Annotated in this window: 24 protein-coding genes; 14 read left to right on the top strand and 10 right to left on the bottom strand. The window is 64.4% G+C overall.

The window, feature by feature from the left end; genetic code table 11:
* Positions 1–24: 24 nt before the first annotated feature.
* From leuS to GL300_RS08110, 9 genes are all read left to right on the top strand, one after another.
* The gene (gene leuS / locus GL300_RS08070) at positions 25–2562 is read left to right on the top strand and encodes a leucine--tRNA ligase (protein WP_155039083.1); all 2538 of its coding nucleotides are present in this window, start codon (positions 25–27) and stop codon (positions 2560–2562) included.
* Between the two features lie 7 nt (positions 2563–2569).
* Complete coding sequence (lptE, locus tag GL300_RS08075) at positions 2570–3034, top strand: LPS assembly lipoprotein LptE (protein WP_246195107.1); 465 nt, start codon at positions 2570–2572, stop codon at positions 3032–3034.
* Complete coding sequence (gene holA / locus GL300_RS08080; RefSeq protein ID WP_155039085.1) at positions 3031–4059, top strand: DNA polymerase III subunit delta; 1029 nt, start codon at positions 3031–3033, stop codon at positions 4057–4059. The genes lptE and holA overlap by 4 nt, the downstream gene beginning before the upstream one ends.
* Positions 4056–5264, top strand: a complete 1209-nt coding sequence (locus GL300_RS08085; protein WP_343042935.1) for a TIGR03862 family flavoprotein — start codon at positions 4056–4058, stop codon at positions 5262–5264. Before holA ends, GL300_RS08085 begins: the two co-directional genes overlap by 4 nt.
* A gap of 52 nt (positions 5265–5316) precedes the next feature.
* A complete protein-coding gene (locus GL300_RS08090) occupies positions 5317–6561 on the top strand; it encodes an MFS transporter (protein ID WP_155039086.1) in 1245 nt (414 codons plus the stop codon).
* Positions 6562–6569: 8 nt separating this feature from the next.
* Positions 6570–7769, top strand: coding sequence for an MFS transporter (locus GL300_RS08095; RefSeq protein WP_155039087.1), 1200 nt, complete (start codon positions 6570–6572; stop codon positions 7767–7769).
* Positions 7756–8787, top strand: coding sequence for a glycosyltransferase family 4 protein (locus GL300_RS08100; protein WP_155039088.1), 1032 nt, complete (start codon positions 7756–7758; stop codon positions 8785–8787). The genes GL300_RS08095 and GL300_RS08100 overlap by 14 nt, the downstream gene beginning before the upstream one ends.
* Positions 8784–9401 (top strand): glycosyltransferase family 29 protein, encoded by a 618-nt coding sequence (locus tag GL300_RS08105; RefSeq protein ID WP_343042937.1) that lies wholly within the window; start codon positions 8784–8786, stop codon positions 9399–9401. The genes GL300_RS08100 and GL300_RS08105 overlap by 4 nt, the downstream gene beginning before the upstream one ends.
* Before the next feature lie 76 nt (positions 9402–9477).
* Positions 9478–10500 carry an aspartate-semialdehyde dehydrogenase gene (locus GL300_RS08110; RefSeq protein ID WP_155039089.1) on the top strand — a complete coding sequence of 341 codons (1023 nt, stop codon included), beginning with the start codon at positions 9478–9480 and terminating at the stop codon, positions 10498–10500.
* A 71-nt stretch (positions 10501–10571) separates the two neighbouring features.
* Here GL300_RS08110 and GL300_RS08115 read toward each other — a convergent pair whose 3' ends face one another.
* The 3 genes from GL300_RS08115 to GL300_RS08125 all read right to left on the bottom strand — a co-directional run bounded on the left by GL300_RS08115 (position 10572) and on the right by GL300_RS08125 (position 14295).
* Positions 10572–11249 (bottom strand): 5'-methylthioadenosine/S-adenosylhomocysteine nucleosidase, encoded by a 678-nt coding sequence (locus GL300_RS08115; RefSeq protein WP_246195108.1) that lies wholly within the window; start codon positions 11247–11249, stop codon positions 10572–10574.
* A gap of 49 nt (positions 11250–11298) precedes the next feature.
* Positions 11299–12885 carry a PAS-domain containing protein gene (locus GL300_RS08120; protein ID WP_155039091.1) on the bottom strand — a complete coding sequence of 529 codons (1587 nt, stop codon included), beginning with the start codon at positions 12883–12885 and terminating at the stop codon, positions 11299–11301.
* 69 nt (positions 12886–12954) lie between these two features.
* A complete protein-coding gene (locus GL300_RS08125) occupies positions 12955–14295 on the bottom strand; it encodes an ActS/PrrB/RegB family redox-sensitive histidine kinase (RefSeq protein WP_343042938.1) in 1341 nt (446 codons plus the stop codon).
* Between the two features lie 149 nt (positions 14296–14444).
* Between GL300_RS08125 and GL300_RS08130 the strand changes: the two genes are divergently transcribed.
* Positions 14445–14996 (top strand): ActR/PrrA/RegA family redox response regulator transcription factor, encoded by a 552-nt coding sequence (locus GL300_RS08130; protein ID WP_155039092.1) that lies wholly within the window; start codon positions 14445–14447, stop codon positions 14994–14996.
* A gap of 99 nt (positions 14997–15095) precedes the next feature.
* On the top strand, positions 15096–15404 hold the full coding sequence (locus tag GL300_RS08135) for an H-NS histone family protein (RefSeq protein ID WP_155039093.1): 309 nt from the start codon (positions 15096–15098) through the stop codon (positions 15402–15404).
* A 38-nt stretch (positions 15405–15442) separates the two neighbouring features.
* Here the strand turns inward: GL300_RS08135 and GL300_RS08140 are convergent, their stop codons facing one another.
* From GL300_RS08140 to GL300_RS08150, 3 genes are all read right to left on the bottom strand, one after another.
* Positions 15443–16048, bottom strand: a complete 606-nt coding sequence (locus tag GL300_RS08140; protein WP_155039094.1) for a YfbR-like 5'-deoxynucleotidase — start codon at positions 16046–16048, stop codon at positions 15443–15445.
* A 78-nt stretch (positions 16049–16126) separates the two neighbouring features.
* Positions 16127–16639 (bottom strand): protein-export chaperone SecB, encoded by a 513-nt coding sequence (secB, locus tag GL300_RS08145; RefSeq protein ID WP_155039095.1) that lies wholly within the window; start codon positions 16637–16639, stop codon positions 16127–16129.
* 49 nt (positions 16640–16688) lie between these two features.
* A complete protein-coding gene (locus tag GL300_RS08150; protein ID WP_155039096.1) occupies positions 16689–17249 on the bottom strand; it encodes an FxsA family protein in 561 nt (186 codons plus the stop codon).
* A 109-nt stretch (positions 17250–17358) separates the two neighbouring features.
* Between GL300_RS08150 and GL300_RS08155 the strand changes: the two genes are divergently transcribed.
* Complete coding sequence (locus GL300_RS08155; RefSeq protein ID WP_155039097.1) at positions 17359–18015, top strand: Tim44/TimA family putative adaptor protein; 657 nt, start codon at positions 17359–17361, stop codon at positions 18013–18015.
* Complete coding sequence (locus GL300_RS08160) at positions 18016–18615, top strand: Smr/MutS family protein (RefSeq protein WP_155039098.1); 600 nt, start codon at positions 18016–18018, stop codon at positions 18613–18615.
* Positions 18616–18645: 30 nt separating this feature from the next.
* Here GL300_RS08160 and GL300_RS08165 read toward each other — a convergent pair whose 3' ends face one another.
* The 3 genes from GL300_RS08165 to hslV form a co-directional block, all read right to left on the bottom strand.
* On the bottom strand, positions 18646–18825 hold the full coding sequence (locus tag GL300_RS08165) for a PLD nuclease N-terminal domain-containing protein (RefSeq protein WP_155039099.1): 180 nt from the start codon (positions 18823–18825) through the stop codon (positions 18646–18648).
* A 55-nt stretch (positions 18826–18880) separates the two neighbouring features.
* Positions 18881–20185 carry an ATP-dependent protease ATPase subunit HslU gene (hslU, locus tag GL300_RS08170; protein ID WP_155039100.1) on the bottom strand — a complete coding sequence of 435 codons (1305 nt, stop codon included), beginning with the start codon at positions 20183–20185 and terminating at the stop codon, positions 18881–18883.
* 91 nt (positions 20186–20276) lie between these two features.
* The gene (hslV, locus tag GL300_RS08175; protein ID WP_155039101.1) at positions 20277–20831 is read right to left on the bottom strand and encodes an ATP-dependent protease subunit HslV; all 555 of its coding nucleotides are present in this window, start codon (positions 20829–20831) and stop codon (positions 20277–20279) included.
* An 83-nt stretch (positions 20832–20914) separates the two neighbouring features.
* Between hslV and GL300_RS08180 the strand changes: the two genes are divergently transcribed.
* A complete protein-coding gene (locus GL300_RS08180) occupies positions 20915–21817 on the top strand; it encodes a hypothetical protein (protein WP_155039102.1) in 903 nt (300 codons plus the stop codon).
* Between the two features lie 35 nt (positions 21818–21852).
* On the opposite strand, the gene trxA is transcribed toward GL300_RS08180, so the two are convergent.
* Positions 21853–22173 (bottom strand): thioredoxin, encoded by a 321-nt coding sequence (trxA, locus tag GL300_RS08185; protein ID WP_155039103.1) that lies wholly within the window; start codon positions 22171–22173, stop codon positions 21853–21855.
* Between the last annotated feature and the right edge of the window lie 30 nt (positions 22174–22203).

Below are 22203 nucleotides of genomic sequence, written 5' to 3' on the forward strand. Positions count from 1 at the left end.
GCATTCTGACGCCCGGAGGTTCCCATGCCCTATGATCCCGCAATCAGCGAAACCCGCTGGCAAGAGGCGTGGGACCAGGCCGACACGTTCCGCGCCATCCGGGACGAGCGGCCCAAATATTACGTCCTCGAGATGTTCCCCTATCCCTCGGGGCGCATCCATATGGGGCATGTGCGCAACTATACGATGGGCGACGTGGTCGCGCGCTTCAAACGGGCGCAGGGCTTCAGCGTACTGCATCCGATGGGCTGGGACGCCTTCGGCATGCCCGCGGAAAACGCCGCGATGGAGCAGGGCGGTCACCCCCGCGACTGGACCTATGCCAATATCGCCACCATGCGCGAGCAGCTGAAACCGCTGGGCCTGTCCATCGACTGGAGCCGCGAATTCGCCACCTGCGACGATTCCTACGTCCACCAGCAGCAGTCGATGTTCCTCGACTTCCTGGAAGCCGGGCTGATCTATCGCAAATCGGCGATGGTGAACTGGGACCCGGTCGACATGACGGTTCTGGCCAACGAACAGGTCGAGGACGGGCGCGGCTGGCGCTCCGGCGCGCTGGTTGAGCGGCGCGAGCTGACGCAATGGTTCTTCCGCATCTCGGATTATTCCGATGAGTTGTTGTCGGCCTTGGACAATCTGACCGGCTGGCCGGAAAAAGTCCGGCTGATGCAGCAGAACTGGATCGGCAAGTCGCGCGGGCTGCAGTTCCGCTTTGACATCGTGAACCCGCCGCAGGGTTTCGACGCGATCGAGGTCTATACGACCCGCCCGGATACGCTGATGGGCGCGAGCTTTGCTGCGCTGTCGCCGGATCACCCGCTGATCAAGGCACTGGCCGAAACCCGCCCCGAGATCGCCGAGTTCTGTGCCGAATGCCGCCGCATCGGCACCACCGAAGAAGCCATCGAGACCGCGCCGAAGCTGGGCTTCGACACCGGGCTGACCGTGCGCCATCCGCTTGATCCAGCATGGGAATTGCCTATCTGGATCGCGAATTTCGTGTTGATGGATTATGGCACCGGCGCAATCTTCGGCTCGCCCGCCCATGACGAGCGCGACCATGAATTCGCCACCAAATACGGTCTGCCGATCCGCGCGACCTTCGGCCCGAAAGGCGCGACGCTTGAGGAAGCCGACGCGCTGATCGCCGATGCCCCCTATGTGCCGCTGAAATCGGACGCTGTGACCTATGTGCGTGGCTTCTCGGGTGCCGCCGATCAGACTGGCGAAGCCGCGGTCGATGCCGCCATCCAGCACGCCGAGGCTGCGGGCTATGGCGAAGGCGTCACCAAGTTCCGCCTGCGCGACTGGGGTATCTCGCGGCAGCGCTATTGGGGCTGCCCGATCCCGGTCGTCCATTGCGATGACTGCGGCACCGTCCCCGAGAAGAAGGAAAACCTGCCGGTGCTGCTGCCGCAGGACGTGACCTTCGACGTGCCCGGCAACCCGCTGGACCGCCACCCGACTTGGCGCAACACCGCCTGCCCGGTCTGCGGCAAGGCAGCGCGCCGTGAAACCGACACGATGGACACATTTGTCGATTCGTCCTGGTATTATGCGCGCTTCACCGCGCCGCATGCCGAAACGCCGACCAGCCGCGCCGACGCGGATTACTGGATGAATGTCGACCAGTATATCGGCGGCATCGAACACGCGATCCTGCACCTGCTGTATTCGCGCTTCTTCGCCCGCGCGATGGTCAAGACCGGCCATCTGCCGGAAAGCGCCAAGGAGCCCTTCGACGCGCTGTTCACGCAGGGCATGGTCACGCATGAGATCTACCTGACCCGCGACGAGCGCGGTCGTCCGGTCTATCACCTGCCCGAATCCGTCACTGACGGAAAGCTGGCGGACGGGACTGCGGTCGAGATCATCCCCTCGGCCAAGATGTCGAAATCCAAAAAGAACGTCGTCGACCCGGTCAATATCGTCGAAAGCTTCGGCGCTGATACTGCGCGCTGGTTCATGCTGTCCGACAGCCCGCCCGAACGTGACGTGGAATGGACCGCCGCCGGGGCCGAGGCTTCGAACAAGTTCCTGTCGCGCGTCTGGCGTCTGGCCGATGAGATCCCAGAGGGTGAGGGTGATGCCGACCTGACGCGCGCCGCCCATCGCGCCATCGCCGACGTGACCAAGGCGATCGAAGGCTTTGCCTTCAACAAGGCTGTGGCCAAGCTTTACGAACTGGCCAATGCCATCGGCAAATCCAAGGCCGGGGGCGAGGGCCGCCGCGACGCGATCCGCATCCTTGCGCAACTGCTGGCGCCGATGGTGCCGCACCTTGCCGAAGAACTCTGGTCGAAAGCGGGCGGGCAGGGCATGGTGGTCGATGCCGCCTGGCCCAAGGCGGACCCGGCGATGCTGGTCTCGGACAGTGTAGTGCTGCCCATCCAGATCAACGGCAAGCGTCGGGCGGAAATCGAGGTGCCCAAGGACATGCCCAAGGAACAGATCGAGGCCATCGTTCTGGCCGACGAAACCGTCCAGCGCTTCATGGAAGGCGCGGCACCGAAAAAGCTGATCGTCGTGCCGGGGCGCATCGTCAATGTCGTGGTCTAGGCGCGGATTGCTTGTCAGCGTGCTGGCGCTTGCCGCCTGCGGCTTCTCCCCGGTCTATGGGCCGGGGGGTACGGGCAGCAAGCTGTTCGGCAAGGTCCGCACCGCCGACCCGAAGACCCCGGACGATTTCACCTTTGCCGGTCGGATCGCCGAACGGATGGGACCGGACAGCGCCGCCACCTATGAACTGAAGTGGCAATTGCGCATCGCGGTCGTGCCGCAGGCGATCACGCCCGACGAGATTACCACTCGCTATGCCCTGAACGGCAGCGCCGAATACCTGCTGACCAATATCCAGACGGGCCATGCGGTCAGCCGGGGGCAGGTCAGCAGCTTTACCTCGTATTCGACCACTGGCACGACCATTGCCACCATGGCGGCGGAACAGGACGCGCATGAGCGGCTGGCACGGTTGCTGGCCGATCAGGTGGTGACGCGGCTGCTGGCCATCGATCCCGCGACGGTCGAATGATCCTGAAAGGGGCCGAGATTGCCCGCTACCTATCGCGGCCCGATCCGACGCGCCCGGCGCTGCTGATCTATGGTCAGGACGCGATGCGCGTCGCCCTGAAACGGGCCGAGGCGGTCAAGGCGCTGGTTGGCGATCACGCAGAAGAGGAAATGCGCCTGACGCGTCTGCCCGGCGCGGATCTGCGCAAGGATCCGGCGGCATTGCTGGATGCGGTCAAGGCGGTGGGCTTTTTCCCCGGCCCGCGCGTGGTGCTGGTCGATGACGCGCCCGATGCCTCGGCGCCCGCCATTGCGGCGGCGATCGCGGAATGGAGGACGGGCGATGCCGCGATCGTGGTCGCGGCGGGCGGGCTGTCCAAGGGCTCGGCCCTGCGCAAGCTGTTCGAGCCGCATCCTTCGGCGGTAACCGCCCCGATTTACGACGATCCCCCCGGAGAAGAAGAAATCACCCGCTGGCTGCGCGAGGCCGGCCTAGCGGACGTGCCCCGCGACGCGATGCGCGATCTGGTGGCGCTCAGCCGTGCGCTCGACCCCGGCGATTTCCGCCAGACGGTGCAGAAGATCGCTCTGTACAAGCTGGGTGACGACAGCCCGCTGAGCCCATCCGAGATCGCGCTTCTGGCCCCCGCCACCATCGAGGCCGAGGTTGACGACCTGATCGATTGCGTGGCCGAACGCCGCGCCAAGGAATTCGGCGCGCTGATGCGGCGGATCGAAGGGCAGGGGATTCTGCCGGTGACGCTGTGCATTGCCGCCCTGCGTCATTTCCGGGCGCTGCATGCGGCATCGTCGGACCCCGGCGGACCTGCGGCGGGAATCGGGCGGCTGCGCCCCCCTGTCTTTGGCCCGCGCCGCGACCGGATGATCCGGCAGGCACAGGACTGGGGCATGCGTGCGCTTGAGGATGCCATCCATCAACTGATCGACACCGATCTGACGCTGCGCTCAGCCTCGAAGGCGCCGGCCATGGCGGTGATGGAGCGGACCTTGCTGCGGCTGTGCATGATGCCTCGGGGCAGCCGGTGAGCGGTCCTGAGGCGGTCGAGGCGCTGATCATCGGTGCCGGACCCGCAGGCCTGATGGCCGCCGAGGTGCTGGCCGGGCAGGGGATTGGGGTGGTCATCGCCGAGGCCATGCCCACACCGGCGCGGAAATTCCTGATGGCCGGGAAATCAGGGCTGAACCTGACCAAGGACGAAGATCTCGAATCCTTCGCTGCGCGGTTTTCTGGGGCTCTGCCCCAGACCCCGGGATATTTAAGCAAGAAAGAATTCGGGCCGACCGAGGTCATGGGCTGGGTCCGGGGGTTAGGGATTGAGCTGTTTACCGGCTCGACCGGGCGGGTGTTTCCGGTCGGAATGAAGGGATCGCCGCTGTTGCGGGCTTGGCTGGCGCGGTTGGCCGGGCTGGGCGTCGAGATGCGGACCCGCTGGCGTTGGACCGGGTTCGAGGGCGGGGATTGGCGCTTTGAAACCGCCGATGGCGTCAGGCTGCTGCGCCCGCAAGCGGTGGTGCTGGGTCTGGGTGGGGCAAGCTGGCCGCGGCTGGGATCTGACGCGGCATGGATTCCGTGGCTGGCCGAACGCGGTGTGCAGATCGCGCCCTTCCGCCCGGCCAATATGGGGTTTCACGTGAAATGGTCGGCGGCAATGGACCGGCATTTCGGGCAGGCGGTCAAGGGCGTCGCTCTGACCGCCGGAGCGCTTGCCAGCCGGGGCGAATGGGTGGTGACCGCCAAGGGGATCGAGGGCGGCGGCGTCTATGAGGTTTGCGCCGCCATCCGAGACGGGGCGACGGCGCAGGTTGATCTGGCACCGGACCTGACGGTCGCGGAACTGGCCCGAAAATTTGCCCAAGCTCCTACGAAGCTGTCGGTCGGCAACCGGCTGCGGCGTGTGCTTGGCGATCCGCTGCGGGCAGCGCTGCTGATGGAGTGGGGGCGGCCACTGCCTTCTGATCCCGCGGCACTGGCCGGATTGGCCAAGACCCTGCCGCTGCGCCATGACGGTGCAATGGGGCTGGAGCGGGCGATATCCTCGGCCGGAGGAATCATGGCCGAGAGCCTGACCGACGAACTGGAATTGCGCGCTTTGCCGGGCGTCTTTGCCGCGGGTGAAATGCTGGACTGGGAAGCGCCCACCGGAGGCTATCTGCTGACCGGCTGTCTGGCCTCGGGACGGCTGGCCGGGCAGGGAGCGGCGACGCGGCTTGGGGGCTCCGTCAGGCATTGACCTTGCCCCCGGTCGGGCGCAGGAATTGCGTCTGCCATACAAGGAGCCGGCCATGCCCAACGCCCCCCGCGCCTCGCTGTTCACGCCGGTCCTGATCGGCGGCTCGCTTATCCTGCTGATCAACTTCGCCCTGCGCGCGAGCTTCGGCGTCTTTCAGATCCCAATCGCGCAGGAATTCGGCTGGCCGCGGGCCGAGTTCAGTCTGGCCATCGCCATCCAGAACCTTGCCTGGGGCATCGGCCAGCCGATTTTTGGCGCGCTGGGGGAACGTTTCGGCGACCGCTGGTCGATCATCATCGGGGCGTTCCTGTATTCGGCGGGGCTGATCCTATCCTCGCAGGCAACCGACCCGGCGACCATGCAGATGCTTGAGGTGATGGTCGGCTTTGGCATTGCCGGAACCGGATTCGGGGTCATCCTTGCGGTCATCGGCCGCGCATCCAGCGATGAAAACCGCAGCCTGTCGCTGGGCATCGCCACCGCCGCAGGTTCCGCTGGTCAGGTCTTTGGCGCGCCCTTGGCCGAGGGGCTGCTGGCCTTTTACCCGTGGCAGACGGTCTTCGTGATCTTCGGCGTCACCGTGCTGGCCTGCCTGTTCTTTCTGCCCATGCTGGGCGACAGCAAGCCCGCCTCGCGTCATGAGCTTGAGGAAAGCATGGGAACCGTGTTGAAGCGCGCCTTCACCGACCCGTCCTATCTGATGATCTTTGCCGGGTTCTTTTCCTGCGGCTATCAGCTGGCCTTCATCACCGCGCATTTCCCGGCGATGATTACCGAGATGTGCAGCGCCATCGCGCCGGGCGGGACGCTGGCAAGCCTTGGCATTACCACCACATCGGCACTGGGCGCGGTGGCGATTTCGGTGATCGGGATGGCCAATATCGGCGGCGCGATCTTTGCGGGCTGGCTGGGCAGCCGCTACAGCCGCAAGTACCTGCTGGCGGGCATCTATACCCTGCGCACCATCGCGGCAGCGGCCTTTATCCTGATGCCGATCACGCCCACCAGCGTCATCATCTTCTCGCTGGTGATGGGGGCGCTGTGGCTGGCGACGGTGCCGCTGACCTCGGGGCTGGTCGCCTATATCTACGGGCTGCGCTACATGGGAACGCTTTACGGTTTCGTCTTTCTCAGCCACCAGCTGGGCTCATTCCTTGGGGTCTGGCTGGGCGGGCGGATGTATGACGCCTATGGCGATTACACGCTGGTCTGGTGGGTCGGCGTCGGTGTCGGAGCGTTCAGCGCGCTGATCCACCTGCCCGTGCGAGAGGCTCCCGCCCGGCTTGCAACGGCCTGATTGACGCCATGCGCTGGATCATGTCGCCGGGACTTTTGTCCCTTGTGCTGGGCTATACGCTCAGCCAGTTCTACCGCGCGTTTCTGGCCGTGCTGGCGCCGCGGCTGCAGGCCGAGCTGGGGGCGGGTCCCGAGGATCTCGCACTGTCATCGGGGCTTTGGTACATCGCCTTCGCCGCGGTGCAGCTGCCGGTCGGCTGGGCGCTGGACCGTTTCGGCCCGCGCGAGACCGTGGCCGCGCTGCTGGGCTTTGGCGGGGCAGGTGGGGCGCTGGTCTTTGCCCTGGCAACGGCGCCCTGGCATATCCATGTCGCCATGGCGCTGCTGGGGATCGGCTGTGCGCCGGTGATGATGGGCAGCTTCTACATCTTTGCCCGCACCCTTCCCCCTGCCTCGATGAGCGCGGCGGGCGGGGCCGTTGTGGGCCTTGGGTCGCTGGGCAATATGCTGGGCGCGGCGCCGCTGGTCTGGACCGTCGGCCAGCTGGGCTGGCGCGAGACGCTGGTCGCGCTGGCCGTCGTCACGCTGGCCGTCGCACTGACCGTCTTTGCCTGCGTGAAAAACCCTGCCCACCCCGAGGGCAAGCTGGCCCCCGCCCGACTGCGCGACCTGCTGGCGGTGCGCGAGCTGCGTCTGATCCTGCCGCTTCTGGGCGTCACCTATGCGGCCTCGGCCTGTATCCGCGGGCTGTGGGCCGGACCCTATCTGGCGCAGGTCTTTGACGCCAGCGACCGGCTGATCGGCTGGGTGACGCTGGGCATGGGCCTTGCCATGGTCACGGCGAACCTGGCCGTGGGCCGGATCGTGCGCATCTTTGGTTCGGACAAGCGGACCTCCATCGCCAACACCCTGCTGCTGTGCCTGGTCCTAGGGACGCTGGCGCTGGCTCCGGGGGCAAGCCTGCCGCTTTCGGCAATGCTGCTGGTCATGGTCTGCATCTCGGACAGTTCATATTCGCTGATCATGTCACATGGCCGCGTCTTCATCCCACAGCATCTGGTGGGGCGGGGCATCACCTTCCTCAACATGATCTCGATCTCGGGGGTGGGGGTCATGCAGTTCCTGTCGCGCCCGGTCTATCTGGCCGCATCCGGGGCGCATCCACCGGCAGCGGCATACGGTTACATTTTCCTGTTCTTCCTGATACCTCTGGCGATCGGATTGGTTTTCTATCTGTTCAGTCCCGAGGATCGCCATGCAGGATATTGACGTTGTCGCCCCCAATCTGAAACGCCGCCTGTCCGGCGTGACCGCGACCGTGGTCCGGCTGATCCCGGTTCAGTCCAGGATGATCGGTATCGTCACCACCGGGCCGGGCCTGCCGCTCGAGCTGCCGCATATCCCGCTGACCCGCGCCGCCTCCCTGCCGCGCGACCGCTGGCGGGTCTGGCACGCGCGCCGCAATACGGAAATGGCGCTGGGGCTGATCCTGCGCCGCGTCCTGCGGCGGCGCTATCGGCTGCTGTTCACCTCGGCAGCGCAGCGCGCCCATACCGGCTTCACCCGCTGGCTGATCCGCCAGCAGGACGCGCTGATCGCGACCTCGCCGCAGGCCGCCAGCTATCTGGAGCGCCCGGCGACGGTGATCCTGCATGGCGTCGACCTGAGCGTCTTTCACCCCTCGCCCGACCGCGAGGCGTTGCGGGCGCAGCTGGGTTTCGCCCCGGGTGACATCGTCATCGGCTGCTTCGGCCGCATCCGCGCGCAAAAGGGCGTGGATCTGCTGGTTGAGGCAGCCTTGCGCCTGTTCCCGTCGCGCCCGCGCGCGAAGCTGATCTTCACCGGCCGCGTCACCGCCGATAACCAGAAGTTCACCGACGATCTGCTGGCCCGGATCAAGGCCGCAGGCCTGTCCGACCGTATCCGCTTTCTTGGCGAGGTTCCGTGGGAGCAGGTGGTCCAGAACTATCAGGCCATCGACCTGTTCGCCGCGCCCGCCCGCTGGGAGGGATTCGGCCTGACCCCGCTCGAAGCCATGGCCTGCGGCGTGCCCAGCGTCGGTGCCCGCGTCGGCGCCTTCGAGACCCTGATCCGCGACGGCGAGACCGGCAGCCTTGTCCCCCGCGACGACGCCGATGCCCTGACCGAAGCCCTGGCGCATTGGCTGGACAACGACGCGGCGCGGCTGGCGGCAGGGCAGGCCGCCCGCGCCCATGTGCAAGCCAACCACGCCATCGAGGGCGAGGCCCGCGCCATTGTCGAGGTTTATCGAAAGCTGCTGGCGTGAACCGGCTGGGCTTTCTGGTGGCGCGGACCCTGCGGGACGAGGCCGCGTTGCAGCCGCTTTCCGTGCCCCAACCGGCGCTGCTGGCGGACCTGAGCGGCAAGCATGTCGCCCTGATCGGCAATGCCCGCGCGCTGGCCGAAAGCCACCACGGCGCGGCGATCGACGCCGCCGACCGGGTGGTGCGGATCAATCTTGCGCCAATGGCAAGCCCCACAAGCCATGGCACGCGCACCGACTGGCTGGCGCTGGCGGTGCGGCTAGGGACCGCAGACCGTGCCCGCATCGCGCCGGGCCGCATCCTGTGGATGTCGCACAAGCGCAAGCGGCTGGATTGGCGAACGGCGACCAGCCCTGGCTTCTATCTGCATCCGCTGGACGATTTCGCGGCGCTGAAGGCCCGGCTGGGTGCGCCGCCGACCACGGGCGCGATGATGATCGACCTGATCGCGCGGTCGGACATGACCTCGCTAAGCCTGTATGGCTTTGATTTCTTTGCCTCGCTGTCGCTTTCCGGCAATCGCACCGCTGGCAAAGTGCCACATGATTTCGTCAAAGAGGCGGATTTTGTGGCAAATCTGCTAAAAAATGACAAACGTATCCGTCATATTCGCTGATTAGCCCACGGAAACCGCTTCCTTTTTTCCGCTGCGTGACCTATATCGCAGCGTCTTTACATGAGGAGACCCCCAGATGGGCTACAAGGTCGTTGTCGCCGGCGCCACGGGGAACGTGGGCCGTGAAATGCTGAACATTCTCGCCGAGCGCGAGTTCCCTGCCGATGAGGTTGTTGCTCTGGCTTCGCGCCGGAGCATTGGCACTGAGGTCAGCTTTGGCGACAAGACACTTAAATGCAAGGACATCGAGGGTTTCGATTTCACTGGCTACGACATCGCGCTGTTCGCGATCGGTTCGGAAGCCACCAAGACCTATGCGCCGATCGCCGCCTCGCAGGGCTGCGTGGTCATCGATAACTCGTCCCTCTACCGCTATGACCCGGCGATCCCGCTGGTCGTGCCGGAAGTGAACCCGGATGCGGTCGAGGAATACCGCAACAAGATGATCATCGCGAACCCCAACTGCTCGACCGCGCAGATGGTGGTGGCACTCAAGCCCCTGCATGACCGCGCCCGCATCAAGCGCGTCGTCGTCTCGACCTACCAGTCGGTTTCCGGCGCGGGCAAGGACGGCATGGACGAGCTGTGGAACCAGACCAAGGGCATGTATGTCCCCGGTCAGGAAGTGGCCCCCAAGAAGTTCCAGAAACAGATCGCCTTCAACGTGATCCCGCAAATCGACGTCTTCCTGGACAGTGGCGACACCAAGGAAGAATGGAAGATGGCGGCCGAGACGAAAAAGATCATGGACCCGTCGATCAAGGTCACCGCGACCTGCGTGCGCGTCCCGGTCTTTGTCGGCCACTCGGAATCCGTGAACATCGAGTTCGAGGACTTCCTGGACGAGGATGAGGCCCGCGACATCCTGCGCGAGGCACCGGGCGTGCTGGTCATCGACAAGCGCGAGCCGGGCGGCTACTCGACCCCGGTCGAATGCGTCGGCGATTTCGCCACCTTCGTGTCGCGCATCCGTCAGGACGTGACGGTTGAGAACGGCCTGAACCTGTGGTGCGTCTCGGACAACCTGCGCAAGGGCGCGGCCCTGAACGCCGTTCAGATCGCCGAACTGCTGGGCAATCGCTGCCTGAAAAAAGGCTGAGGCCTGCTTCGATCGATTTCAGGGGCGCCCGTCGGGGCGCCCTTTTTCGTTTCGAAACCCGTTTCGAAGTATCAGTCGCGGCGGATCAGATCGTCCAGCCTGCCGCTTTCCAGCTCGATGGCCAGCAGATCGACGGCATCAGCCAGTTTTTCGTCGATCACATGCAGATATTGCGTCCAGTCCTTCAGCCGGGAAAGCTCCTCCGCACCATCGGAAATGCCGCGCAGGCCGATCAGTGGCAGGCCGAAACGCTGACACGCCCGCAGAATGGCGAATGTCTCCATATCGACCATCTCGGCGGCTATGCCGTCGTATCCCGCACCGCTGACAATGCTGCCGCCAGTCGCCAGGCTGGCCGAGGGCAGACCCGGCAAGGGGCAGGGCATTTCGATCCGCGCCGGCAGGTCCAGAAACGGTGTCACCCCCTTGGCAAAGCCAAGGGCCGAGGCATCCATGTCGCGATATTCGACTGCTGCGACCTGATAGACCTCTGCCTGCGCCAACAGGCGCGACCCGGCCGAGCCCAGCGACACGACAAGATCCGGCAACCCGCCCTTTGCCTTCAGCCCTGCCAGAGCCGCGGCCAGAACGACACCGGCCTCGACCGGTCCGACCCCGGTCATCAGGGGCGTGATCCGCTGCTGCAATTCCGGACCGTATTCAGCCTGCGCCGCCATCACGAACAGCACATTCCGGTCCCCGATCAGGTCGTATTTACCCAAGTCCTGCATTCCCGTCCCGTCGATCATTCGGCGTCAGGGAACTACAGCTGATCGCGACGGGCAAGCCCTGCGCGGCTTAAGCCTGCTGCGCGACCGATTGTTCGGGCGAATCGCCCGGCAGGTCAGCGCTTCCCTGACCTGTTTGCTGTCGAACCGGATGATCGACCGATGCCAGATCGACCATCGCCTGAAAGCGCAAAAGGGTACGGCCGCCCGAAAGCGACCGCAGGCTCCATGACAGAAGCCCGCCCGTCGGTCCGGCAATTGCCCCGTTGCGAGCCGGATCAGAGGCGGGTTGCGCAAAGGCCTGCCGCAACGCCGCCAAACCCGGACTGTCACCGCAGGCAGCGGTCCAATGGGCGAACTGGTCCTCAAGCGTGCCGCGGGGCGGCGTGTTCCAGATCGTCGTATAGCGGCGGTTTGACAGGATCAGCTCTCCGTTCACCGCAAAAACGGCGATGGCGTCGTCGAGCGCATCCAGCACATCCGCACCCAGCGAGAGATCGGCCCGGAACTTGCGGGTCAGCGAAATCTCTGAGGTGATGTCTTCAAGCAGGAAGGCAATCGCGCCATCGGGATGCGGGCGGCCAGTGACGCGATAGGTCTGGCCACCGGGCAGCGACCATGTCTCGACATGCCGCCCCGAGGAGGCCGCCGCCTCTAGCGAGTTCATCTGTTCACGCCAGCTGCGATAATCCTTGGGCTCGGGAACCATCCGCGCCTCGCGCAGACGGTCGAGAAAGGCAAAGAGGGTAGGTCGCGCGGTCAGGAATCCCGTCGCCAGTCCGGTCAGGTCGATCAACGCAGGGTTGAATAACTGCAGCTTCCGGTCACGGTCAAAGATCGCAAGCCCGATGGGCAGATCGGCAAAGGTCTTGGTCAGGGTCTGGACAAATTCGCGCAGGCTGCGCTCGGCCCGGACGGCGGCATCGGCGGGCAGGGCCATGGCGACGGTCTGATCGGCGACGTCATGGATATGACAATCATACCAGCGTCCGTGTTGATCGTTTCGAACCTGCATCCGGCGCGCTACCTGGACCGTGCCCTGTGCCGGTACGGTCGCGGCGGGCAGGTCGATCAGCCGTGGCAGCGGCCATTGGGTTTCACCGTCCGAGACCTCTTCGACCATCTGCAGATAAGCGGAATTGGCCCATGTCACATGCCCCTGCCCATCCTGCCGCCAAGCCAGCATCGGCGAATGATCGATAGTGCTGCGCAGGATCTGCAATTCATGCTCCATCGCGGCAAAGGACAGCGAATCCACCACGATTCCAGCATTTGCTGCGGTCGGATCGGCCAGCGTCAGGCGCAAATGCCCGGACCCGAGATCCTCGGCCAGCAGGCGAAACCCGTTATCCCCCGTCAACTCCAACCGAGGCGGGCGGGCTTCGCGGTCAAGCCCCGTTTCCTGCGGCAGACGAGAAGCAAGCCAGCCCATGACGCGTTGCCAGTCGCTATCCCCCGGCATGACCGACAGCAGCAGTCGTGCGGGCGATGTCGCATCGACCAGCACCCGATCGCGGAACAGAAAGACGATCGGCTCCACATCCCGTTCCAGCCGAGCCTGCTCGGGCCGCCGCCTTTTGGTTCCGACCGCAAGCAGCCGAAACAGCACAACGGCGGCCAGAGCCGCCGCGAAAGCGATCAGGAATTGCGCAAGCATCGGTCCGCCCCGGCATAGCTACAAACATTCACAACTATAACGAGAAAAATAAACGAAGAGTTAACGCTATTAGGAAATATGCGGATTCTGCCCCAAGGCCCCTCGATCATTCTTGGCCTCGATCACTTCACGCGGCCAGGTGACCGTCACCTGCGCGCCGCGTTGGCGGTTGCCAAAGCGCACCGCCGCCCCGGACCGCTCCAGCAGGGTCTTGGCGATGAACAGGCCCAGCCCCATGCCCTCATAGCTGCGCCCGTCCTCGGAGCGGGGGCGAGTGGTCAGGAAAGGGCTGCCAAGACGCGGCAGGATCGCCAAGGGAAAGCCCGGACCGTCATCGGCGATACGCAGCCTGATTTCACGCCGGTCTGCCTTGGCCTCGATCAGCACCTCGACCGAGGCGAAATCGACCGCGTTCTGGATCAGGTTGCGCAGGCCGTGGATCAAGGCCGCATCGCGCTGGATACTGGGGTGATCGCCGGTGATCTCGATGCGGATGCGGATACCACGGTCGCGATGCGGGCCTGCGGCCTCTTCCAGAACCTGCCGCAAGGGCGCGCTGCGGATCAGCAGATCGTCGCGCCCGGCACTGCCCATCGAGCGCAGGATCGCCCCGCAGCGGTCGGCGGATTGGCGCAACAACTCCATATCCTCGGCCAGATCATCGCGGTCGGGCAGGGCCTCGCCGATCTCATCGGCCAACTCGGAACTGACCAGTTTGATCGTCGCCAGCGGTGTGCCCATCTCATGCGCGGCAGCGGCGACGACGCCGCCCAGATGTTGCAGCCGCTGCTCGCGTTCCAGCGCCATGCGCGCGGCAAACAGCGCGTCCGAAGTTGCGGTGATCTCGGCGGTGACGGTCCGGGCATAAAGCGCAAAGAACAGCGCGCCGATGATGATGGCAAACCAGCTGCCCACCAGCAGCGGATCGCTGAGCACCGCTATCCCGTTATCCGAGAACGTCATTGGCCGCGCGAACCACGCCGTCATCGAGACCATGATGAAGGTAGCGATCCCCAGAGCCATCAGTTGCCGTCCGGGCAGCGCCGTTGCCGCCACCGTCACCGGGGCCAGCAACAGCAGCGCGAAGGGATTGGACAGCCCGCCGGTCAGCGACAGCAGCGCTGCGATCTGGGCAAGGTCGAATCCCAGCTGCCAAGCGGCCTCCAGCGCCGAGATGCGCCTGTCGGGCCGCAGCATCATCGCAAGGTTGAGGATCATCGCTAGCCCCAGCACCACCATCACCGGACCCAGGCTCAGATGCGCGCCGATCAGCAGCGCCACGCCCACGGCGACGGTCTGGCCGCAGATGGCCACCCAACGCAGCAGGATCAGTGTTCTCAGTCGGATCGGCTCGGGACCGGGCTGGCCGGGCAGCAGGTCGAAGCGCCGCGAAACGAGGCCAATAAGCACCTGTTCCCTCCTTGATCGGAAATCACCGATTGATACGCAGGGACGGGCGGGCAATCAATGCAGTGTGAACTGCGGCAAATCGAGTCGGTTTGACCCGAGGGTCATTTCCGCCTAGAAGCCACCGGGTATTTTTTCAGGGGTAACTGACCATGGCCGAAAGCCGGAATATCGGACCCGATGCCAGCCTTCTTCTGGTTGATGACGACGAAATCTTTCTGAACCGCCTGGCTCGAGCCATGGAAAAGCGCGGCTTCAGCGTCACGCGCGCCTCGTCTATTGCAGATGCAAAAGCAATCGTCGCAGATAAGCCTCCGGCCTATGCGGTGGTCGATCTGCGGCTTGAGGATGGCAATGGGCTGGATGTGGTCGATGCCCTGCGCGAAGCACGCGCCGATGCCCGCATTATCGTGCTGACCGGATATGGCGCCATTGCCACGGCAGTCGCCGCCGTCAAAATGGGTGCGACCGACTATCTGTCGAAGCCCGCAGATGCCGAAGAGGTGACGCGCGCCCTTCTGTCCAGCGATTCAGAAATGTTGCCGCCGCCGCCCGAATCCCCGATGTCCGCGGATCGCGTGCGCTGGGAACATATCCAGCGCGTCTATGAGCAATGCGACCGCAATGTCAGTGAAACTGCGCGGCGCCTGCATATGCACCGCAGAACCCTGCAGCGAATATTGGCAAAGCGCAGCCCTAAGTAGTATTTCACGAAATTGTGCAACCTGTACTTATAGCCATATCACTTTTGAGCATGTCTGCTTATATGGTGGATAAGATTTAAATACGCTTAGGAAATGAAAATGGAACTTGATCTGGACCAAATGTCCCTTCGCGAGCTGCGCGACCTGCGCAACAAGGTCGAAAAATCCATTTCGACTTTTGAGGACCGTCGCAAGCGCGAAGCTCTGGCCGCTGTGGAAAATGCCGCTCGGGAATTCGGTTTCACCTTTGCTGATCTGGCCGATGTGAAACCCGCACGTGGCAAGGTTGCCGCGAAATATGCCGACCCCGCCAATCCGGACGCCACCTGGACCGGTCGTGGCCGCAAGCCGCGCTGGGTTGTCGAGGCGCTGGATGCCGGCAAATCCATGGCCGATCTGGAAATCTGATTTCCCAAACCCCGCCCTTCCGGCGGGGTTTTCATTTTTCACCGACGATCGATTTCCGAAATCAGTATTTCGAACTGTGCCAGATAGGCATTGCGGGTCTCGATCGGCGGACGCAGCCGGATTTCCAATCCCTCCAGCAATTCCTCGGCCGGAACCGGGAATAGCCGGTCGGCCTCGGCTTGCGAAAATCCCGCGATCTGCACGGCCTCCAGCCATGCCGACACCCGATCCGCGCTTTTGATCGCCGCCTTGACGGTCTTGGGCAATTGCGCGGGCAATCCGAAGCGCAGGTGAATGGCGGCGGTCAGCCGCGCGTCCATTTCACCATATTCCTGACCAAGCGCGGCTTTGACCGGGGAAATCATGTCCCCGATCACATATTCAGGGGCGTCGTGCAAAAGCGCCGCCAGATGCCAGCGCGGATCGCAATCGGGTTGGGCGCGGCGATGGATTTCCTCGACCAGCAGGGAATGCTCGGCCACCGAATAGGCCCAGTCGCCGCGAGTCTGGCCATTCCAGCGCGCGACGAATGCCAAACCATGCGCAATATCCGAAATCTCGATATCGACAGGGGTCGGGTCCAGCAGATCCAGCCTGCGGCCCGAAAGCATCCGCTGCCATGCGCGTTGCGCGCGTTTCGCCATGACTTTCCCCTGCTGATGAATATGATAAGGCCCGCGCATTGCCGGGAACGCGCGGGCCGAAATACTAAGTCACGCTGATCAGGACAGCGGCTGGTCGGCCGGACGCTCGGCCTGAACCCGACGCGAAATTTCCTGACGGTACAGCGCCACGAAATCGACCGGGTCCATATTGAAGGTCGGGAAGCCGCCATCGCGGGTCATGTCCGAAATGATGCGGCGCACGAAGGGGAACAGCATGCGCGGGCATTCGATCATCAGGAACGGGTGCAGTTGTTCCTCGGGCACGCCCTCGACGTGGAAGATGCCGCCGTAATCCAGCTCGCACAGGAAGATCGGCGATTTGTCCGCCGCATTGACGGACTGGACGCGGAACTTGCTGATGACCTCGTACTGGTGCTCGGTCGTGCGCTTGCGGGCATCAAGGCTGACCTGGACGCTGATCTCGGGCTGGACCTCGCCCGAGGGCAGGCCCTTCTGCGCGACGGCATTCTCGAACGAGAGGTCACGGATATACTGGGTCAGGATCTGCATGCGGACGGCGGGCTGGGTGCCGGCCGGCGCTGCGGCTCCGTTGGTGGTTTCGTCGCTCATTGGGGTCTCCCTGTCATCCGAAGGGTTCTAGCACCCTCGCGGATGACGCTCAATGCCGGGTCCAGCCCGAGCTGCCGGGCCGTGGCCCGCCTGCCGGACGATCATCGGTCAGCCCTTCGCGCACCGGGGCAGGCGGATCATCCTGCACGGAATATTCGCCGTCGATCACCCCATCGCGGGAATTGCCGCGACGCCCGAAACCCGAAGGGAAATCACCCATCACATCGGCCTCGCGCCCCGGATAGCCAAAGCCCACGCCGGATACGCGGACCTTGCGACCCATCCAGCGCATCACCAGGCTGCGCACTGCCGGGATCAGCAGCAGCACGCCCACTGCGCTGGTAAACAGACCCGGAATCACCATCAGTGCCCCCGCCACCATGATCAGCGCCCCATGCGCCATCGGCGCGGACGGGTCGCGGAATTCCTGCATCGCACGTTGCACATCCAGCATCGCCAGCGCACCCTGACGGCGCATGACGGCGACGCCCGCAACTGCGGACAGCAGGACCAGAAGGATCGTCGGCAGGACACCGATCGCACCGCCAACCTGAATGAACAGCGCGATCTCGACGATCGGCAGGATGACGAATGGCAATAGCAGCCACATGGGCGCACCTTTCACTTTTGACTTCCACAGGCGGCAAACTGGACTTGCACCGCCCTGCATCCTACATAGGTATCAAGCGCCCGCTCCGAAAGCTCCTCAAGGACCGTTGATGTCGAACCCAATGCTGCAACTTCTTGTTCTTGCCGCGATCGCGATTTTCCTGATCCTCCGCCTTCGGGGGGTTCTTGGCACGCGTGACGGGTTCGAAGCCCCCCGCGTCCCCGAGGAACGTCCGGCCCCCCGCCGCTTCGACGTGATCGACGGCACCGCCGATACCCCGGATACCGATATCAACGATCACGCCGAGCCGGGCAGCGCCAATGCCCGCGCCCTTACCGCGATGAAACAGGTCGAGCCCGACTTCCAGGTCGGCCCGTTCCTGTCCGGTGCGAAAGCCGCCTATGAGATGATCCTGATGAGCTTCGAACGTGGCGATATCAGTGATGTCCGCGCCTTCCTCGCGCCGCCTGTGGCCGAGGCCTTCGAATCCGTGATCGCCGACCGCAAGGCCCGCGGCCTGACCACCGAGGCGCAATTCCTTGGCACGCGCGAAACCGCGCTCGCCGCGGCGGAATTCAACCCGGCAACCGGTCAGGCCGAGATTTCGGTGCGCTTCGTCGGCGAAATGATCGTGGCCACCCGCGATGCCGCCGGCAATGTCGTCGAGGGCGATCCCAAAGCCTCGCGCAAGCAGCGCGACACTTGGACCTTTGCCCGTCAGATGGGGTCGAACGACCCGAACTGGCAGCTTGTCGCCACGGCGTAAATGGCGCGGCGCAGGGGCCTGACGGCCGACGAACAGGCCCTCTGGTCCCGCATTGCCCAGACGACGGTCCCGATCCATCCGTCCCGCAAGACCAAGCTGGAACCGCTGGAGTCCCCCAAGGCCCCGGCGGTAAAACCACATTCGCCCGAACCCGAGCCGCTACCCGTCGATTTCCGCATTGGGGCAAAGCCGCTGGGGAAATCCTCGACCCGAATCGAGCTTTCCCCCCATCCCGGCAAGGCGCTGCGCGACCAGCCGGTGCGGATGGATCACAAGACCCATCGCCGGATGAATCAGGGCAAGCTTGTTCCCGAGGTGCGGATCGACCTGCATGGCATGACCCTCAGCGTCGCCCAGCCGCAGCTGCTGCGCTTCATCCTGAACGCCCATGCCGACGGGCGCAGGCTGGTGCTGGTCATCACCGGCAAGGGCCGCGAGGGTGGCCCGGACGCGCCGCTGCCGGTCCGCCCCGGTGCTTTGCGCCATAACGTGCCACTATGGCTGCAAATGGCGCCGCTGAACCAGCTGGTGCTGCAGGTCAGGCACGCCCATCGCCGTCATGGCGGCGAAGGGGCCTATTACGTCTACCTGCGGCGCTGAATGCGAAAAGGCGGCCCGAGGGCCGCCTTGTCATGCGCTGTAATTCGGCTTCGGTCCCGCAAACCACCAGATGATCAGCCCCAGAACCGGCAGGAAGGCGACCAGCGCAATCCACAGGATCTTGGTCGATGTCTCGGCATTGGAATTGATGATCATGGCGATCGCCCAGACATCGAGGGCAAAGATGATCAGTCCGATGATAAACTTCATGAAGCTCCCCAGGGTTGCTGCAGTTCTTCAACCACAGCAGCCCCCGGGGGTTCCATCACAGCACGTAGCGCGACAGATCGGTCGAACGCGACAGGTCGCCCAGGTGCTTCTCGACAAAGGCCTCGTCCACGGTCACGCTTTCGCCCGAACGGTCGGGGGCGCTGAAGGACAGCTCCTCAAAGACCCGCTCGATCACGGTATAAAGCCGCCGCGCACCGATATTCTCGACCGAGCCGTTGACCTCGGCCGCGATCCGCGCCAGCGCCCGGATGCCGGTCTCGGTGAACTCGACCACCACGCCTTCGGTCGCCATCAGCGCGGTGTATTGGCGCGTCAGGGCGTTGTCAGTCTCGGTCAGGATGCGAACGAAATCCTCCTCGGTCAGCGGGCGCAACTCAACCCGGATCGGCAGACGGCCCTGAAGCTCTGGCAGCAGGTCCGAAGGCTTGGCGATGTGAAAGGCACCGCTGGCGATGAACAGGATATGGTCGGTCTTGACCGGGCCATATTTGGTCGAAACCGTCGTGCCCTCGATCAGCGGCAGCAGGTCGCGCTGCACGCCTTCACGTGAAACGTCGCCGCCACGGGCATCGGTCCGCGCCGCGACCTTGTCGATCTCATCGATGAAGACGATGCCGTTTTCCTGCACCGATTCCAGCGCCGCCGCCTTGACGGCCTCATCATCCAGCAGCTTGTCGGCCTCTTCGGCGATCAGCAGGTCATAGCTTTCCTTGACACTGACCTTGCGCCGCACGCGACGCCCGCCGAAGGCCTTCATCAGGCCCGACAGATCCATCATCCCGCCCATGGCACCGGGCTGGCCGGGAACATCCATCATGCCCAGCGGATTGGAGTTGTCCTGCAGCTCCAGCTCGATGATCGTGTCGTCCAGCTCACCGCGCTTCAGCTTGTCGCGGAACATCGCCTGTGTCTGCTCGCGCGCGCCATCGCCCGCAAGGGCCGCGACGACACGATCCTCGGCCGATTTATGCGCCTTGGCCTTGACCTCTTCGCGCATGCGCTCACGGGTCTCGATGATCGCGGCATCGGCCAGATCGCGGATGATCTGCTCGACATCGCGGCCGACATAGCCCACTTCGGTGAACTTCGTCGCCTCGACCTTCAGGAACGGCGCGCGGGCCAGCTTGGCCAGACGGCGGCTGATCTCAGTCTTGCCGACGCCGGTCGGCCCGATCATCAGGATGTTCTTCGGATAGACCTCGTCACGCAGGTCGTCGCCCAGCTGGCGACGACGCCAGCGGTTGCGCAGGGCGACGGCGACGGCGCGCTTGGCCTCTTTCTGGCCGATGATGAAGCGATCAAGCTCGGACACGATCTCGCGCGGCGTCAAATCACTCATGTTGAACCTTTCTTCATGCTGGAAACGGGATTGAATTCACCGTTTCCGAAATACCCCGGGGGGGTCCGAAGGACGGGGGCAGAGCCCCCCTTCAGCCCAAAATCTCGACGGTCAGGTTGCCGTTCGTATAGACGCAGATATCGGCGGCGATCTTCATCGCTGCCCGCGCCACGCCCTCGGCATCCAGATCGCTGGCCATCAGGCCACGCGCCGCAGCCAGCGCGAAATTCCCACCTGAACCGATTGCCGCCACGTCATGTTCCGGCTCCAGCACGTCGCCCGCGCCGGTCACGACAAATATTTCCTTGCCGTCGGTCACGATCAGCATGGCTTCCAGATTGCGCAGGTACTTGTCCATGCGCCAGTCCTTGGCCAGATCGACGCAGGCCCGCGCCAGCTGACCCGGTGCGCTTTCCAGCTTCTTCTCCAGCCGCTCCAGCAGGGTAAAGGCATCGGCGGTCGATCCGGCAAAGCCCACCACCACGTCATGGCCGCCGGGCGTCAGGCGACGCACCTTGCGGGCAGTGCCCTTCATCACGGTCGGGCCAACGCTGACCTGACCGTCCCCGGCGACGACGACCTTGCCGCCGCGCCGCACCGCAAGGATCGTGGTGCCGTGCCAGCCGGGAAATTTCTCATCGGACATGCGTATTCTCCGCTTTGGTCTGCGGCTCAGATATGAGGCGTCAGGGGCTTTCGCAACCCGAGCCTGACCGCTAGCCTGCCCTTATGAGCAACACGACCACCCTGCGCGTCTATCTGGAAGCCCCGATGTTGAAAACGGCGGTGGACGGGACGTTCAACTTCATGAACGTGCTGAAAGCGACCGTCGAGGGCGCGGGCTGGCGCGTCGAATGGCACGAGGCCAGCGAACATGCACGGCTGCGCGCTGCCGATCTGGACGGTTATGCGCTGTTTCACGCGGCCGCGCCGCCCGACGCGCGCTCACTGTCCTTTCGCCGCGCCTATCACTACCCGTTCTGGCAGATCGAGCCGACGCAGCAGCGCTGGCGCTTCGAGGTCGCGCGCAGCGCCTATGATCCCGACAGCATCGACCCGACCGAGGCCCGCGACTTCGCCAACCGGTTGCGCGCGCGCGTCCTGCCCGGTCCGCCACCACGGCGCGACGGTCCGATCCTTGTGCCGCTGCAGGTCCATATCCGCCGCTGCCGCGGCTTTCAGACCATGAGCCCGCTCGACATGGTCGAGGCCGTGGCCCGAACCGGCAGGCACGCCATCGTGACGCTGCATCCCGGCCATCACTACGATCCGGGCGACATGGACGCGCTGCACACGCTGCTGCGCCACCACCCCAACCTGAAATTCGCGCCGCGCACCGCTCCGGTTCTGCGCGACTGCAGCCTTGTCGCGACCCAGAACAGTGCCGTGGCCTTTGACGGCCTGCTGCTGGGCAAGCCGGCAGTGCTGTTCGCGCAGATCGACTTTCATCATATCGGGCTGAGTGTCGCCGAACTGGGCGCATCCGAGGCGCTGGCGCAGGCCGAAACCTTTGCCCCCGATTTCGACAAGTATGTCTATTGGTTCCTGCAGAAGAAATCGATCAACGCGACGCTGCCCGATGCCGGCGAGCGCATCCTTGCTGCAATGAGAAGGGGCGGCTGGCCGATCTGACCTGCCGCCCCCGAATTTTCAGCTAATCAATCGACTCAGATTGCGTCGTCGATCCAGGCCTTCAGCGCGGCCTTGGGCGCGGCGCCGATCTTGTTCGAGACGACCTCGCCATCCTTGAACAGGAACAGCGCCGGGATGCCACGCACGCCAAGGGCGGCCGGGCTTTCCGGGTTTTCGTCGACATTGACCTTCACGATCTTGACCTTGCCGTCATATTCGGCGGCAAGCTCTTCCAGCGCCGGGCCGATCTGGCGGCAGGGGCCACACCATTCGGCCCAGAAATCGACCACGACCGGGGTCGCGGACTGGCGGACTTCGGTATCGAACTCGGCGTCGGAAACGGCTTGGGTGGCCATTGAAATCTCCTCGATGCGCCGGCAACGGGC

It is taken from the genome of Paracoccus litorisediminis (genome assembly GCF_009711205.1).
GTDB classification, from domain to species: domain Bacteria; phylum Pseudomonadota; class Alphaproteobacteria; order Rhodobacterales; family Rhodobacteraceae; genus Paracoccus; species Paracoccus litorisediminis.